The organism is Siphonobacter sp. SORGH_AS_0500, assembly GCF_002838835.1.
Classification (GTDB): Bacteria; Bacteroidota; Bacteroidia; order Cytophagales; family Spirosomataceae; genus Siphonobacter.
On the sequence record NZ_NHPP01000008.1, the window covers coordinates 155612 to 169825 of the forward strand.

Genomic DNA, 14214 nt, shown 5'->3' on the forward strand with positions numbered 1-14214 from the left:
AACAAACCCTTTTTATCTCAGTGAAAAACCTTTCATTAGCCCTTAATGCCGTGTTGGTCGTGGCGGTGGCTGTTCTGTATTACCTGCATTTCAAAGGAGAAAGCACTTCTTCGACGAGCTCTTCTATGGGGACAGTGGCGGGCAAACCTATTGTATACGTAAATGCGGATTCTTTACTTAGCAACTACGATTTCTTCAAGGATACCCAGAAAGCTTTCGAGCAAAAAGGTACGCAGCTTGATATTGAACTAAACCAGAAAGGTGGAGCCATTCAGCGTGAAATCCAGATTTTCCAACAACGGGCTGGTGGTATGCTAGCGGCCGAAGCTCAGGCGAAACAACTGGAATTACAGAAAAGAGCGTCTGATTTCGAAAACTACCGTCAGAAAGCAGCTAATGATCTGGCAGTAGAGCGTTCAACGCAAACGGAAAAGCTGTACGATAACATTTTCGAATACATCAAGAAATACAACAGCGAAAACAAATATGAGTACGTTTTAGGCTTCCAGAAAGGAGGCGGTATTCTGTTCGCTGATTCTAAATTAGACGTCACCCAGAAGATCATCGACGGTCTGAACAAAGAATACAAAGCTTCTCAGCCTAAAACGGAAGAGAAGAAAGAAGAGAAAAAATAAGGAATTGATTTCTTCTGAGAAGGCCTCGCTGTTGATACAGCGGGGCTTTTTTTTAGGGTTCTAAAAAGGGTTACTAAAAGCCGGGTTTCGAATAAATTCCCGATCCGTAAGGGTGTGAAGAAAAGCAATGAGGTCTTTCTTTTCGCTGGATGTTAAAGAAATCATCCCGCGTAAATCAGCACTTAGCGTACGACTTTGGGCGATGTGATCGCTGTAATGATTAACGACTTCTTCCAGCGTTTTAAACCGACCGTCGTGCATGTAAGGGGCGGTTAGAGCAATGTTCCGAAGCGTAGGCACGCGAAAACGGGCAAAGTCTTCTTCAAAACCAGTTACTTCCTGCCGGCCAGGATCAAGTGGGGAGGCGTCGAGGCCGTTGTTATGAAAACGATTCTGGAAAAACTGGGCTCCGCCGTGACAATGAGCACAGTTGGCTCCGCGGATGCCTCGATCTGGGTTACTGCCCCGCATAAACAAATCCAGACCACGTTTTTCGGCTGGTGTCAGGGTATATTTTCCGCGTAGATATTGATCGTATGGTGAATTTGCCGAGATTAAGGTTCGCTCAAACTGAGCCAGAGCCTGAGCCATGAGTTTCGGCGTAATCTGATTGGTGCCGAATGCTTTTTGAAAACGTTTCGGATAAAATTTCGTTTGCTGAAGTTTCTGAGCAGATTTCTCGGGGGCCAAACCCATTTCGTCGGGATGATTCATCGGAATCAACGCCTGAGCTTCGAGGGTTTTTGAATGCCCGTCCCAGAAAAAATTCCGTACCCAGAGCAAGTTCGCCAGCGACATGGAATTTCGGAACGTAGGCCGCCCGCTTACGCCGATGCTGAGGTTAAATCCATCCGTAAAAGCCAGAGCCTGCTGGTGGCAACTGCTGCACGAAATCGTATTATTTTTAGAAAGTAACGAATCGTAGAATAGAAAACGTCCCAACGCTACGCCCTCAACGGTTAAGGGGTTATCTTCCGGGATAGTATACCGATGGCCAAACGAAGGAGGAATCTGGAGTTCATACGGCGGGTTAGTTGTGAAGGCGAAAGCTATCCCCATAAGTAATAAACTTAGCAAAAGGGGCAGCGAACGAGTCATGATGAGTATGGATAATGATTTCGGGAAGATGTACTAAAGATACGAAGCTTCCTGAAATGGCAAGGGAACAATAGCTACTTAGCGAAGCGAATTTCAATTTCTCGAACTTCCCGAATCCAGCGGGCGGGTTTCTTTTCTTCTGGAACTACAATGCGGTACGGACCCATACCAGCAGGTAGGGCCGCTCCATCCATTGATTCCGCCAGAATAATCGTTCGGTTTGAAAACTCAGGGTCTAGCTCGGGTAATGCGAATAGTACCTCATACCCATCGGCTGCCCGAATAAGAGCGTACTTAACCAGGTTTTCACCGCGTAACTGTCCGCCGACGGTAACCCCCACTTTCTTGAGTAACTCAATCACCGGAATGCCAGAATAACGATGCTCTTTTCCATCACGGTCGGCTGCTTTTATTTCGACGTGCGGCAGGACTTTCAAATCAGTAGCCTGAAGATGAAGTGGTTGGGCAACTTCACCACTAACTTTCAAAACCGTCTGAGCCGAAGCAGAGGAGAAAATCAGCCAGAATAAAACTACATAATTAACCATCGGTAGCCAGAATTAGATTGAACCAGAGAGATATTTCCGCCATGGCTGGTGTCTTCACCAGCCATTAATTAAGGCAATAAGTTGTTGGTGGGGACACCAACCACGGCGGGAAGGTTGTCATCTTATTTATGGCTGGTGAAGACACCAACTATAGCGGAAAGAATAAACCTGATCGTTATATTTTTGTAAATATAACGATCAGGTTTTAATGCTTTGTTTAAAGTTTTCTTCGGTAGTAACCTCCGGCTGGAACCATCTGAATTTCCTGCTGTTTAACTTTTCACGAGCGTTCTTTTGCATGTATTCCCGCCCGCTGGTATGGAGCAAACATCTACCCTAACCCAAACGTATACTTCCCGTTATTATCCTTGGCTCATTGCGGGTTCTGGGTTGCTGATTTTAGTAACCATCAACGGCTTGACCACTTCGTCACTTTCTGTTTTTGACGAAGTCCTTCAAAAAGAATTTGGCCTGAGTCGCAGTTTGCTCAAGTCCAGAGAAACGGTCACCTACGCCATCTCGGCTACTTTTATCCTGTTTTCAGGTATACTGATTGATCGAATTGGCGTGAAGAGGTTACTAGTCGCCGGATTAACGTTTATGACACTGGCTCTAGCGGGGTATGGGTACGCTCAGTCGCTGGCGTTTCTGTACTTTATCCACGTATTACTAGGGCTGGCTTACGTTTGTGCGGGTTCGGTAGCGGTGGTGATTCTGGTATCAGCCTGGTTTCAGGAAAAAAGGGGTTTAGCTCTGGGGATTACCCTGGCTGGCACCAGTCTGGGCAGTGCCATTTTTCCCCCCATACTTACCCAGTTGATCCAAACGCAGGGTTGGCGGCAGGCTTTTCACTGGCTGGCTTTTGTGCCTTTTGTCCTCTTGATATACACGGCCTTTCTGGTGCAGAGCACGCCCGAAAAAGCTGGATTAGAACCGTATGGAAGAAAATTTCCCGAGAAGACTTTGGTAAAACAGGGAAAGACCTACGCCGAAGCTCTGAGAATGCCGCTGTTTTGGCTCATTTCCCTATGTGGCTTTTTGACCTTTCTAGGCATCGTCGGCATCGTGTCCAATCTTTTTCTTCACTTGAGGAACATGGGTTATGGCTCACCCGAAGCCGCCTGGACTTTGTCTTTTTACTTTGCCTTAGCCCTGATTGGTAAGTTTATCGTTTCGTTCCTTTCCGATTATGTTTCGGTATATCCGCTCTTCACTACCTGTCTCGTTGGCTTGATGCTGGGAGCGTTGGGGTTAGCGAGTTTTTCCAGGGATTTAATTATTCCTTCCGTGGCCGTAGCAGCCTTAAGCTGGGGTGGTGTTTTTACGATGTACAATGTGTTGATCGTACGCAGTTTTGGTCTGAAAGCGGCTGGGAAAATCAATGGAACCATAAGTTTGTTTGAAAATTTTGGTTCACTTACGGGGCCCTGGGTAATGGGCTGGCTGTCCGAACAATATGGATCCTATCAGTACCCTCTTTTCCTGACTGCCGGTATTATTGGCTTTGCAGCGGTGGTTTCTATTTTCTTTTTTCGATTAACGCTTCATCCAAAGCATTGACCTTAAACTGTTTAGCAAAAAGGTTTAGTTCTGGGAAGAGCAATTTTTTTGTAGAGTTCATGCTTTGATGTACTTTCGCTTTACATTAAGAAAGCGACTAGTTTTCAGCCTTTTACAGCGACGAAAATCCTGATTACTTCGGTTAATCTCAGGGAAATTACGTTAAAACTGATCCAATAGACACTTATTCTTGATCCGAAGCGTTTAAATTCAGAACCAATTTGGAGAGAGTGAATTCGATGAGAGCCATTTTAATTGTATGGACAATCGTAGGGGTATTTCCGCAAGTATTCGGCCAATCCCCACAATTCGTCAGTCAAAACCATTCCCTAGCCAGAAACAATAGCAGTACAACGACTTCTGCAGCCGCTAAAGACAGCGATCTTGCTACGTTACACTGTATACCCTTATGGGGAGAAAAAAGTAAATCTGTTCAGCAGAAAAAAGAAGACGCAGCTTTCCTGAAAGCCTGTGATCAAAACTTTGAAACCAGAAGCGAAGCCAGTCGGTTTTTTGCTGAAAGAGGATGGGAGTATATCTCAGAAGGTGAGCTGGATACGGCTTGTTACCGCTTTAATCTGGCTCATTTGCTGGATGAAAAAAACAGTGATGCATACTGGGGCTTAGGCGTTGTTTGCCATCAGAAAGGCGACGGTTCGCAGGCCATTCGGATGTTGTCCAAAGGCGTGCTCTACGATTCTAGTAATTCAATATTACTTGACGATCTGGCGACGTTATACATTGGCCAGTTTCAGCAAACGAAGAACAGCGAAGATTTAAATCAGGCGTTTACGTTACTAAATCGTTCGGCTACTATTGATACGACCAATGGGACTACCTTCATGAAATTAGCCCTCGCGGAATATCTGCGAAATGATTTCGATAAATCCTGGGAATACCTGCATAAATGCCGTCAGATCGACGTACAGGTATTAGATTTCAACTTCATTGAACAGCTAGCCTCTCAAAAGGCCGATCCGCATGGTGTTTTCAATAAAGGGAAAGAATAATCGTAATTAAAGATTGAATACGAAGCCCTGATCAGCAATGATCAGGGCTTCGTCGTTTATTAGTTTTCCACACTACCATCGGTAAAAGATAGAAACGGTGGTGATTCTGCTGGCAGCACTATTGGCCAACCTTAGAACTAAACATATGCTGCCAGCGAAAAGGCTGGCAGCGGCAGAAGAATAAAGGGTGGGTTAATGACAAGTTATACTGTTCTAGTCGTTTAATGCTAGTTTGAGTGGCTGCCAGTGGTAAAACTGTCCGGGCTACGTTGGCAGTGATAGAAGATTAAACGGTGGTCATTATCGCTGCCAGCTTTTCGCTGGCAGCATGTCTCTAGTTGTAGGATAACAGAAGGTATTGATAGGAATAGGTCCAGCAGCAAACGATAAACTGTGGTAACAATAAGCTAAGCCGCTACAGTTGTTGAAACGCCCATTTTCTTCTTGTAGTATCTCACTAACCAAGTGATGACAATCCCCACGGTTACGCCGGGTAAAATCCAGGTTATTAATGAAACGTAAGAAGGCGTTTGGGCAGGTAAGATCTTGGGAACTACCGTTACCAAAAAGGCTGTCAGCGTCGCTGCATAAGAAGCTAGCATACGGGCCAGGTGTGTGAAAAACCAGTGCATTTTCTCATGCGGCACGCGACCCGAAAAACTTCGGTAATCGGCTAAACCACTTCCCAAGCACAGAGCAGTAAGTCCGACGAACAGAATTCCCAGAAAAGTATCGCCCGAACTAAATCGCTGAATGGCCCAAGCGAGGGTAACTAATCCAAAAAAGCTAACGGCGTACATCGCGGCCCAGTCCAGCCGGGCAGGTTGGCTGCTTATCTTTTTACGTAATAAAATTCGTTTTCCGGTAAAGGTCTGGTAAAAACTACCAACCCCCACGGGCAGGAAAAACTGCATTTTCAGAGAGAAGGGATCCAGTGTAAAAAGGCCAATGGTGGTTGTAAAAACTCCGAACATGGCCCAGTAATAAATTCGTCCCCAGAAGTTATGGGAGTTACCACCTTTACGGGTGATCATAGGAATTACGCCAGTAAACAAAGCCGTAAAACCACTGATGATGTGAATAACCAGAAAGAGGGTATGAAGCGTTTTCATTGCATTCGTTGTTTGAGAAAGGATGGAACAAACGTAATCGACAATGAAAAGAAGTGCAATTTAAAGGGCTGTCTGTCAGTGTGCTGGGACGTTTGACAAAGGATTGGGATAATCGGAAAGCAACGGGGATGTTTGACAAAGCTTATTTGAAATGTTCGACCAGCGTAGAATACTTGCGAGCCACCGAAATAGGTTTATCTCCGTGTTTCAAATGCAGCTTGTAGCCTTGGGCATTACCCGTAACGTGTTCCACCTGATGGAGGTTAACAATAAAGGAACGATGGCAACGGGTAATAAAGTCGTATGAAATCTGTGTCTCCAGTCGGCTTAAGCTGCTGCGTATTAACTCCCGGCGGAGCGTGTATCCTTCCCGGAAAACTACCTCTGAATAATTATCTGCCGACTCCATATAAAGCAGATCCGTAACGGGAAGTGTCAGGGTATCTTTTTCGTTCTCGGCAGTAAGCTGAAGCGTATGAAAAGTGTCGGCGATGACTTCCTGTGTGCTGAGCGGTTCGGGTTGCGGTGGGTTACTGTACCGTTTGAGTTTTCTAACGTATTCGGTTAAAGTAAACGCCGTCGTTGGAAAAATACCGATCAGGAGCGTAAAGCCTATCATGGTAATCAGATGAGAAAATTGAAAAGAATCCTCAAAACGAAGGGCATAATAGAGATAATTCAGACTACCAATAGCCAGGAAATGGGCTAAGATCAGCAGGATGTTTCGCCCGACTGTCCAGTTTTCTTCGGAAAAAAATCTGGGAAACAGGCGAGGGTAAACGAAGTAATGAATCAGCAAAACGCCACCCGTAATGACTCCATACACCCAGGGCATAATCCATTTGTCGGGCGAATGAATATTATAACTTCCGAAAGGCTGAAAAATCATCAGAAATAAGCCCACAAACAGACCCGCTCCCGCACAGAGCAAAAACGTGGAGCGGGAGCGTTCGACGATCGGATGTGGTTGAGAGAACAGCCGAAACATGAATATCTATTGACAGAATAAGTAACTCAAAATGCTTTAAACTTATCCAGTAATCTGATTAATAAATAACTGAATAACGGGCGGATAAATAGCAATGGCGAAGACAATGCCAAACAACGCTCCCCATAAGTGAGCCGAGTGGTTAACGCGACCTAATCCACGCTGAGCTTCCCAATAGGTATAGGCCAGATACAGACCACCAAAAATCCAGCCGGGAATGTCAATCGGAATAAAAAAGAGACGCAGGGGGGTAGTAGGGGCAAACATAATGCCTGCAAAAATCACGGAAGAAACCCCACCCGAAGCTCCGAGGGAATTATAGCCCGGATCGTTCTTATGTTTCAGGAATGTAGGAATGTCCGAAATGATAATACCGCCGATATACAACGCCACAAATAACCAACTGCCCAAGGGTGAAACCTGCGAGAAGATATATTCCACCAGATTCCCGAAAGAATACAGCGAAATCATGTTGAAGGCCAGGTGGCCAATGTCGGCGTGAATGAAACCCGAGGTCAGAAAACGCCAGTATTCATTTTTACGATGTACCTGATAGGGATTCAGAATCCATTGACGCATGATGGAATCATTATTCCAGGCATATATACTTGCCCCAACGGCCAGTAGTACAAAAAGGGTGGTTAGCATAATATCCATACAGTATAAACTTAAGATTTGCTGCGGGTTATGGGGCTCAAATGGGTTTTAAAATGCACTTAAACTCGAAGCGAGACATACTTTCAGTCGAAAGATAACGGGAATTTGACGCGTAAAAATAGCTCTTTTCGTTGGGCGGTAGCGGTTTTGGAAAAAAACTACTAATTTACCTACGGGCCGCAATCCTGTTCATCCTAACTACGTCATGGGTTATGATATCCTCTCGTCGTTCTTTCTTCCGACAGTCGGCCCGTATTGCTGTTTCCAGCGGGGTCCTGTTTCCCTCACTCAAACCCCTTACCGAATCTTACTTTACCGAAATTAAACGGTATCAATCCGCTAAAAGTGCCGAAGCACTGGCAGCAGACGAAGATTTTTGGGCGATGATTCAACAAGCCTATACGGTTTCTCCCACCACTCTGAATCTGAATAACGGCGGCGTAAGCCCGGCTCCGACATTGGTGCAGGAAGCCGTAGAGCGTTACTTCAGGTATTCCAACGAAGCTCCGAGCTACTACATGTGGCGGGTGCTGGATCAGGGCCGGGAACCGCTGCGGGAACAACTGGCTAGACTAGCCGGAACCTCGCCCGAAGAAATTGCCATTAACCGAAATGCAACGGAAGCTCTCGACACGGTGATTCTGGGTTTACCCCTGCAAAGAGGTGACGAAGTGGTCGTTTCCAATTTCGATTATCCCAACATGATGAGTGCCTGGCGGCAACGCGAGTTACGCGACGGGCTGAAGCTCAATTACGTGAAGTTACCCATGCCTTGCGAAGACGAAAACCGGATGGTAAAACTCTTTGTGGAGCAAATGACACCCCAGACGAAAGTAGTGCATCTGACGCACGTCATTAACTGGTCGGGGCAGGTATTACCTGTTCGGAAAATTGCGGACGAGGCTCACAAACGGGGAATCGAAGTGCTGGTAGATGGAGCCCACAGTTTTGTGCATCTGGATTATAAAGTCCCCGAGCTGGGTTGCGATTATTTCGGTACGAGCCTACATAAATGGCTCAGTGCCCCGATTGGGACGGGGATGTTATGGGTGAAGAAAGAGAAAATTTCGAAGGTATTCCCGCTCGTACCCAATGAACAGCCGCAATCGGATAACATCCGCAAATTTGAAAATCTCGGCACACGACCGTTCTTCATCGAACAGGCCATTGCTCAGGCCATTCAGTTTAATAACGCCATCGGCTCGGCCCGGAAGTACGAGCGACTGTTTTATCTCAAGAATTACTGGGCCGAAAAAGTGAAGGATATTCCGGGGATTGAGCTATATACTTCCCTGAAAAAAGGCTATTCAGGAGCTCTGGCTGTGGTAGGGGTAGAGGGCTTGAAGCCGGGCGAACTGGAAAGTCAGTTACTAACCCGGTTTAAGATTCATACCACGCCGATAGATAAGGAAAATGTGAAAGGCGTTCGGGTAACGCCTCATGTGTACATTCTACCGTCGGATCTGGATCGGCTGGTGAACGCTTTAACGATTTTAGCCAAAGAAAGCTCCGGGAAATTAGCAAAGGCCGGAAAGTAAATAGCTGATATTTATCCGTAAATTCCCCGTGGAAGAAAAAACTTCTGCGGGGAATTTCCTTTTTTTGTATCTACGTAATGGTTAGAAAAGTAGTCGTGGCGAAGGCCCAACCCAATCAGTTTTTTTATGAAAAAGTATTTACTCGGCGTTTTTATTTTGATAAGTAGCATTCAAATCTGGGCCCAGACGACGGCTCCAAAGGAGGAATTTACGTATAGCCTGGATCCAACGATGCCGAACTATGCACCTAGTTATGATTTGTCGCTTGCTTCAGGAAAAAACAAGGTATTTGCTTTAGCTCGGGCTTCTAATACGGGTCCGTCTTCTTCGTTTGGTTTGGAAGAACTGGCCTCTTTTAATTCGGCTAATGCCAAGTTAACGACTACCTTACAAAGCTGTTCCCGAACCCCTGGACTAGGCACTCCATGTATCTCTTCCTACAATGCACTAACGGCCGTGCAGGAAAATGGGATGATCCTGAGTAGTCAGGACTCCATCAAAAGATATAATGATACCCACGTGTTACAGTGGAAAGTAGCCACTCCACAAGATGCCCGGGTAGTCAATGCTTTACCCGTCATTTATCAGGCATCGTCTGATATTTTCTATTTTTATTATACCAATTTGGTTACGAATAAACAGACCGTTTATCAGCTAAAGTCTGGGGTTATTACGGCTATTTTAACTGAAACTATTGCTGGCTCTCCAACGATTTCAGCCTTATCGACTACCTCAGATGGAGGGTTTGTATTACTGGCAAAAGACGGTCTGCGTAAATATGACTCGGCGGGAAAAATAAGCTGGACCAAGTCGGGATATTCAGGTAGTTTTCTGATTAGTAATGATTCCTTCATTTATATTAATGATTCCAAAACGATTACCAAAGTAACCAGTACGGGTAATCAAGTCTGGAAACTTAATGTAGACGGAGTCGCCAATGGGCTGTTGCAAAGTGACGGAAGTCTGTGGGTTCGTACGGGGACTAGTATCGTTAAAATTAGTGCTTTAGGTCAAACGTCTATTACTATTAGTCAGCAGGCAGAACAGATTATTCTGACCACTACTAACGAAATTGTGGCTTTGGTAAAGAATAGTGCGGAAAGCTTTGATCTGAAAAAGTATAGCACTACAGGAAGTCTGAAATGGACTAAGAATATCGGTTTTGGCGGAACAATTGTAGCTGCTACGGACGGAGGAATTTACTATACTGCCTATAAACTCAAAGGAAAAAATACGTCTACCCAGACTAATTATTATGTGCCTGAGTTATACAAATTAGGTATAGACTGCTCGTTAACGGCCCTCATTACTGCTCCCTCATCGACGGCCATTTGTACGGGAACGAGCTTGAAACTGACGGCGAAACCTACCAGTACGGCTTCGACGGCTTACTCGTATCAGTGGAAAAAAGATAGTGTCAACGTTGGGACAAACTCCGCCGAATTTACGGCGAGTCAGGCTGGGAAGTATTTCGTAGTCGTAACTCAGGGCAGCTGCACCACTACTTCGAATGCATTGAACATTACCTTAACCGCATTGCCTACTAACGACTATTACGGGTAATAAAGACGAAATCTGCGAGGGAACGACAATTACCTTAGCAACTAAAGCTTCAGGGGGTTCGGGGTCTGTCTACACGTATCAGTGGAAAAGAAACGAGGTGGATTCTTCGGGTGCAAACCTGGCCTCACTGGCTGTAAAGACCTCCGGTACGTATAGCGTGACGGCTAAGGATACCAATGGTTGCGTTTCTAAGCCGCAAAGTACGGTTGTGACGATTATCAAGCCAATGCTTTACATTACGCCTGCCTATACTTCCAACCAAAGAAATTGGCTTTGCTCTGCCGATAAAGATAGCACTAAACTCCAAATCTATTCGGGGCCCAACTTTAAAGCAGAAACCTATAGCTGGACGCGGAACGGAGCGGAAATCAGCAAAAGCAGTGCTCCCATTTATGTCAAGGACGCAGCAGAATACACGCTTGAAATTTCTAATTCGAATGGCTGTAAGGCTAAGTCTCCTTTGGTTAAAACAGAGGTTTTCCCTTCGCCTAAGGCCAACGCGGGTCCCGGTGCCACGCTGACGGGATCAGAGGTATATGATTTGAAAAAGCTGAACGTTACTACTGCTTCCGGCGGAACGCCCGGCTATACGTATTACTGGGACACTTTCCCCGGGACGCAGTCTTACAGCGAGGCTAACCCCACGTTTGCTCCGTTTACAAATAACACGAATGTAATTCTAACGCTGGTGGACAGTAAAAACTGCGTGTCCCGCGATACTGCCTATGTACAGGTCAATAGTTGTAAAATCAGAACTTCCATCCGGGCAGCCAATAACCTGACTTATGTGTGTTCGGGTAATACATTGACGCTGTTAGGCTCGGTTACGGATACGCTGGGAGCGGTAAAATATAGCTGGCGGGAAGGCAATACAGTAGTTGGAACGGGTAAAAATGTAAGCATTAGCAAAGCCGGTTCTTATTACCTGAGTGTGGAGGATTCTAAGGGCTGCATGAGCACCTCTAATATTCAGGTGATTACGTTGAAAGATTCTCCCAAACCCGTCATTACAGGCGATACCTCGTATTGCAAAGGCGGCGGAGCTTTATTGACTGTAGTTGTTACGGGCGGGCAGCCTTCGTATAGATACAAATGGGAATTGGGCTCAGCTCCCGTGACTGGTGGAACCTCGAGACAGTATAACGCCTCTGCTCCGGGTAGCTACTACGTAACCGTCACCGATACGCTAGGTTGTTATACTCGTTCGACGGTTAAGGTTATTACTGAAAAGGGAGCAGACCTGGTATCGAATATCACGCCAGCTACGTCACTTCAGGTCATGGAGCCTGATAGTGTGATTCTGAATGCCCCTTCAGGACTAAATTATAACTATCTATGGCGGAAGGATAATGCAAATGTGACCGGAGCTAATGGAGCTCGTCTGGTGTTAAAAGGTTCCAGAAGTAGCGGCAGTTATGTAGTAATTGTATCGCGGGATGGGTGCTCAGTTCCCTCACAGTCAGTGATGGTTCGTATCGAAGCCCCAACGGCTGTCGAGCCCACCTCACCTCAGATAGCAGTGCTGGTTGCCCCAAATCCTGCCCGGAATCGGGCAGTAGTGTCGGTTACGCTGCCGCAGGCTTCTTCGGCTCAGATCCAGTTATACAACCTCATGGGTCAACCGCTGGTATCGCAGGGGAGCTCTGATGTGTCAAAAGATCACCGATTTGAGTTAGACTTGTCCAGTTTGTCTTCGGGACTGTTTATCTGGAAAGTTCAGGCTGGGCATCAATCCCAGCAGGGACGGTTGATCAAGAATGACGAGTAAGAACAAAAAAGGTAAAGGCTTATACGGCCTTTACCTTTCTACTACCAAAACCCTCGGATGAAAAGGGTTCTTATCAAACTAACTCCTTACCTTTAAAATACCTCTGGTCTGTTTTAGACAACTATCTGTTGATGAAGTGTGGAATTTCTAAATTGGTGTCCAGCCGAATGAGGTAAATATTACGGGCTTGAGCACTGGTCTCAAATCGCTGGAGAATGTCTTGTACGTCACTATCGATATAACTCGTTTGGGTATAATCAATTTCTACTCGTGTCCCATTCGGAATCCGATCCAGTAAGGCACTGATACTGGCTTTATTTAAAAACGAAACGTAATCCCCCAGCCGAATGCGAATACTTTCTTTGCCATTCATTTCATAGGTATAGGTTTGATGGGCTTTGAGGTACGTTTCACGGATGATGAAAAATAAACTCATCAACATACCAATGGCAATGCCTGCTATTAAATCCGTTAATAGAATAGCTCCTACGGTAGTAATAAAAGGTAAAAACCTGACTAACCCTGCCTCATACTGGCTTCTGAATAGCTCAATTCGGGCGAGTCGGTAACCCGTTATAAACAAAATTGACGCCAGGGCTGCCCAGGGAATTTCATTGAGCAGGTTCGGCAAGGTTATCACACAAACCAGTAACATAAATCCGTGAATGAGTGCCGCCCTTTTGGTTCGGGCTCCGGCATTCAGACTAATCGAACTGCGGACAATAACCGAGGTTAGAGGCATCCCGCCCATGAGTCCACTCATCAGATTCCCAATGCCCTGAGCTTTCAATTCCTGGTTCGAAGGTGTTTTACGACTGAGCGGATCGAGCTCATCCGTCGCTTCAATTGATAATAAAGCCTCCAGACTAGCCACCAGAGCAATGGAAATAGCGGCTGTATATACCCTCGGGTTATTGATCTGGCTGAAATCGGGTAAGGTGAATAACTTCAGAAAACCAGAGAAATCAGCCGGAACGGGTAACTGTACTAAATGATTGTCTTTCAGAGCCCAGGCTGGGTAAAATAGCTGAAAAAAGGTATTAATCAGAACGGCTGTGGCTACTACAATCAAAGCCGGTGGAATCTTTGAAAGTGAGGTCTGTTTTCGGGGAAGAATGAATTCCCAGATAAAAAATATACCCATCGAAATCAAAGCAATCAGGATTGCCGTGGCATTAATATGAGCAAATGCCCACTGGCACTGTTTGAGTATATTGATTCCATCGGGCTGAAAAAGGGTGAAGGCTTCGGCATGATCGCCATCGTAACCTACAAGCAAAGGAATTTGCTTGAAAATGAGGATGATGCCAATGGCGGCGAGCATTCCTTTAATGACCGACGATGGAAAGAAATTACTAATGATTCCAGCCCGGGCGTAACCCAGCAAAATCTGAATAATTCCCGCCAGACAGGTGGCTAACAGAAAAGTAGAGAACGTTCCGAGGCTGTCCATGGCCGATAACACGACGATGATCAGACCTGCTTCTGGCCCGGAAATACTGAGGGCTGATTTACTAAAACTTCCCACTACCAGGCCGCCCACAATTCCTGCGATGATACCCGCAAACAGCGGGACGCCCGAAGCCAGTGCAATACCTAAACAGAGGGGTACGGCTACCAGAAAGGAAACGACTCCGCCCCGAATGTCACCTATAAGGCTTGATTCAGCAGAAGGCTGGTTTTTCATGTGTAGAAAGGGCTTAAATGAAGACACCGTCTACGATCAACATTCGCTGA

At 45.9% G+C, this 14214-nt stretch carries 12 protein-coding genes; 6 read left to right on the forward strand and 6 right to left on the reverse strand.

All coding sequences use genetic code 11. The features are described from left to right. The first annotated feature begins 20 nt into the window (after nt 1-20). Complete coding sequence (locus BWI96_RS11535; protein WP_106636783.1) at nt 21-635, forward strand: OmpH family outer membrane protein; 615 nt, start codon at nt 21-23, stop codon at nt 633-635. Nucleotides 636-695: 60 nt separating this feature from the next. Here BWI96_RS11535 and BWI96_RS11540 read toward each other — a convergent pair whose 3' ends face one another. Both BWI96_RS11540 and BWI96_RS11545 read right to left on the reverse strand, forming a co-directional pair. After that, nucleotides 696-1733 carry a cytochrome-c peroxidase gene (locus BWI96_RS11540; RefSeq protein WP_106636784.1) on the reverse strand — a complete coding sequence of 346 codons (1038 nt, stop codon included), beginning with the start codon at nt 1731-1733 and terminating at the stop codon, nt 696-698. A gap of 74 nt (nt 1734-1807) precedes the next feature. Beyond that, the gene (locus tag BWI96_RS11545) at nt 1808-2281 is read right to left on the reverse strand and encodes a molybdopterin-dependent oxidoreductase (protein ID WP_106636785.1); all 474 of its coding nucleotides are present in this window, start codon (nt 2279-2281) and stop codon (nt 1808-1810) included. A 318-nt stretch (nt 2282-2599) separates the two neighbouring features. Between BWI96_RS11545 and BWI96_RS11550 the strand changes: the two genes are divergently transcribed. Together BWI96_RS11550 and BWI96_RS11555 are read left to right on the forward strand one after the other, a co-directional pair. Further along, a complete protein-coding gene (locus tag BWI96_RS11550) occupies nt 2600-3841 on the forward strand; it encodes an MFS transporter (protein ID WP_106636786.1) in 1242 nt (413 codons plus the stop codon). Between the two features lie 239 nt (nt 3842-4080). Then, on the forward strand, nt 4081-4851 hold the full coding sequence (locus BWI96_RS11555; protein WP_106636787.1) for a M48 family metallopeptidase: 771 nt from the start codon (nt 4081-4083) through the stop codon (nt 4849-4851). 407 nt (nt 4852-5258) lie between these two features. On the opposite strand, the gene BWI96_RS11560 is transcribed toward BWI96_RS11555, so the two are convergent. From BWI96_RS11560 to BWI96_RS11570, 3 genes are all read right to left on the reverse strand, one after another. Next, a complete protein-coding gene (locus BWI96_RS11560; protein WP_106636788.1) occupies nt 5259-5963 on the reverse strand; it encodes a DUF2306 domain-containing protein in 705 nt (234 codons plus the stop codon). 142 nt (nt 5964-6105) lie between these two features. Continuing rightward, nucleotides 6106-6951: a LytTR family DNA-binding domain-containing protein gene (locus BWI96_RS11565; protein WP_106636789.1), complete on the reverse strand. Its 846-nt coding sequence runs from the start codon at nt 6949-6951 to the stop codon at nt 6106-6108. 42 nt (nt 6952-6993) lie between these two features. After that, complete coding sequence (locus tag BWI96_RS11570) at nt 6994-7608, reverse strand: rhomboid family intramembrane serine protease (protein WP_369804144.1); 615 nt, start codon at nt 7606-7608, stop codon at nt 6994-6996. A gap of 212 nt (nt 7609-7820) precedes the next feature. Between BWI96_RS11570 and BWI96_RS11575 the strand changes: the two genes are divergently transcribed. From BWI96_RS11575 to BWI96_RS11585, 3 genes are all read left to right on the forward strand, one after another. Further along, nucleotides 7821-9146, forward strand: a complete 1326-nt coding sequence (locus tag BWI96_RS11575) for an aminotransferase class V-fold PLP-dependent enzyme (RefSeq protein ID WP_106636891.1) — start codon at nt 7821-7823, stop codon at nt 9144-9146. Nucleotides 9147-9272: 126 nt separating this feature from the next. After that, nucleotides 9273-10709, forward strand: a complete 1437-nt coding sequence (locus BWI96_RS11580) for a hypothetical protein (RefSeq protein WP_106636790.1) — start codon at nt 9273-9275, stop codon at nt 10707-10709. A 97-nt stretch (nt 10710-10806) separates the two neighbouring features. Beyond that, nucleotides 10807-12477 carry a T9SS type A sorting domain-containing protein gene (locus tag BWI96_RS11585; protein WP_106636791.1) on the forward strand — a complete coding sequence of 557 codons (1671 nt, stop codon included), beginning with the start codon at nt 10807-10809 and terminating at the stop codon, nt 12475-12477. A 121-nt stretch (nt 12478-12598) separates the two neighbouring features. Here the strand turns inward: BWI96_RS11585 and BWI96_RS11590 are convergent, their stop codons facing one another. Continuing rightward, complete coding sequence (locus BWI96_RS11590; protein WP_106636792.1) at nt 12599-14164, reverse strand: SulP family inorganic anion transporter; 1566 nt, start codon at nt 14162-14164, stop codon at nt 12599-12601. Nucleotides 14165-14214 lie beyond the last annotated feature (50 nt).

Bases quoted from the DNA above. Each gene is read 5' to 3' on its own strand.
- BWI96_RS11540 (WP_106636784.1), bottom strand. From the start codon at position 1,733: ATGACTCGTTCGCTGCCCCTTTTGCTAAGTTTATTACTTATGGGGATA.
- BWI96_RS11545 (WP_106636785.1), bottom strand. From the start codon at position 2,281: ATGGTTAATTATGTAGTTTTATTCTGGCTGATTTTCTCCTCTGCTTCG.
- BWI96_RS11550 (WP_106636786.1), top strand. From the start codon at position 2,600: ATGGAGCAAACATCTACCCTAACCCAAACGTATACTTCCCGTTATTAT.
- BWI96_RS11555 (WP_106636787.1), top strand. From the start codon at position 4,081: ATGAGAGCCATTTTAATTGTATGGACAATCGTAGGGGTATTTCCGCAA.
- BWI96_RS11560 (WP_106636788.1), bottom strand. From the start codon at position 5,963: ATGAAAACGCTTCATACCCTCTTTCTGGTTATTCACATCATCAGTGGT.
- BWI96_RS11565 (WP_106636789.1), bottom strand. From the start codon at position 6,951: ATGTTTCGGCTGTTCTCTCAACCACATCCGATCGTCGAACGCTCCCGC.
- BWI96_RS11570 (WP_369804144.1), bottom strand. From the start codon at position 7,608: ATGGATATTATGCTAACCACCCTTTTTGTACTACTGGCCGTTGGGGCA.
- BWI96_RS11575 (WP_106636891.1), top strand. From the start codon at position 7,821: ATGATATCCTCTCGTCGTTCTTTCTTCCGACAGTCGGCCCGTATTGCT.
- BWI96_RS11580 (WP_106636790.1), top strand. From the start codon at position 9,273: ATGAAAAAGTATTTACTCGGCGTTTTTATTTTGATAAGTAGCATTCAA.
- BWI96_RS11590 (WP_106636792.1), bottom strand. From the start codon at position 14,164: ATGAAAAACCAGCCTTCTGCTGAATCAAGCCTTATAGGTGACATTCGG.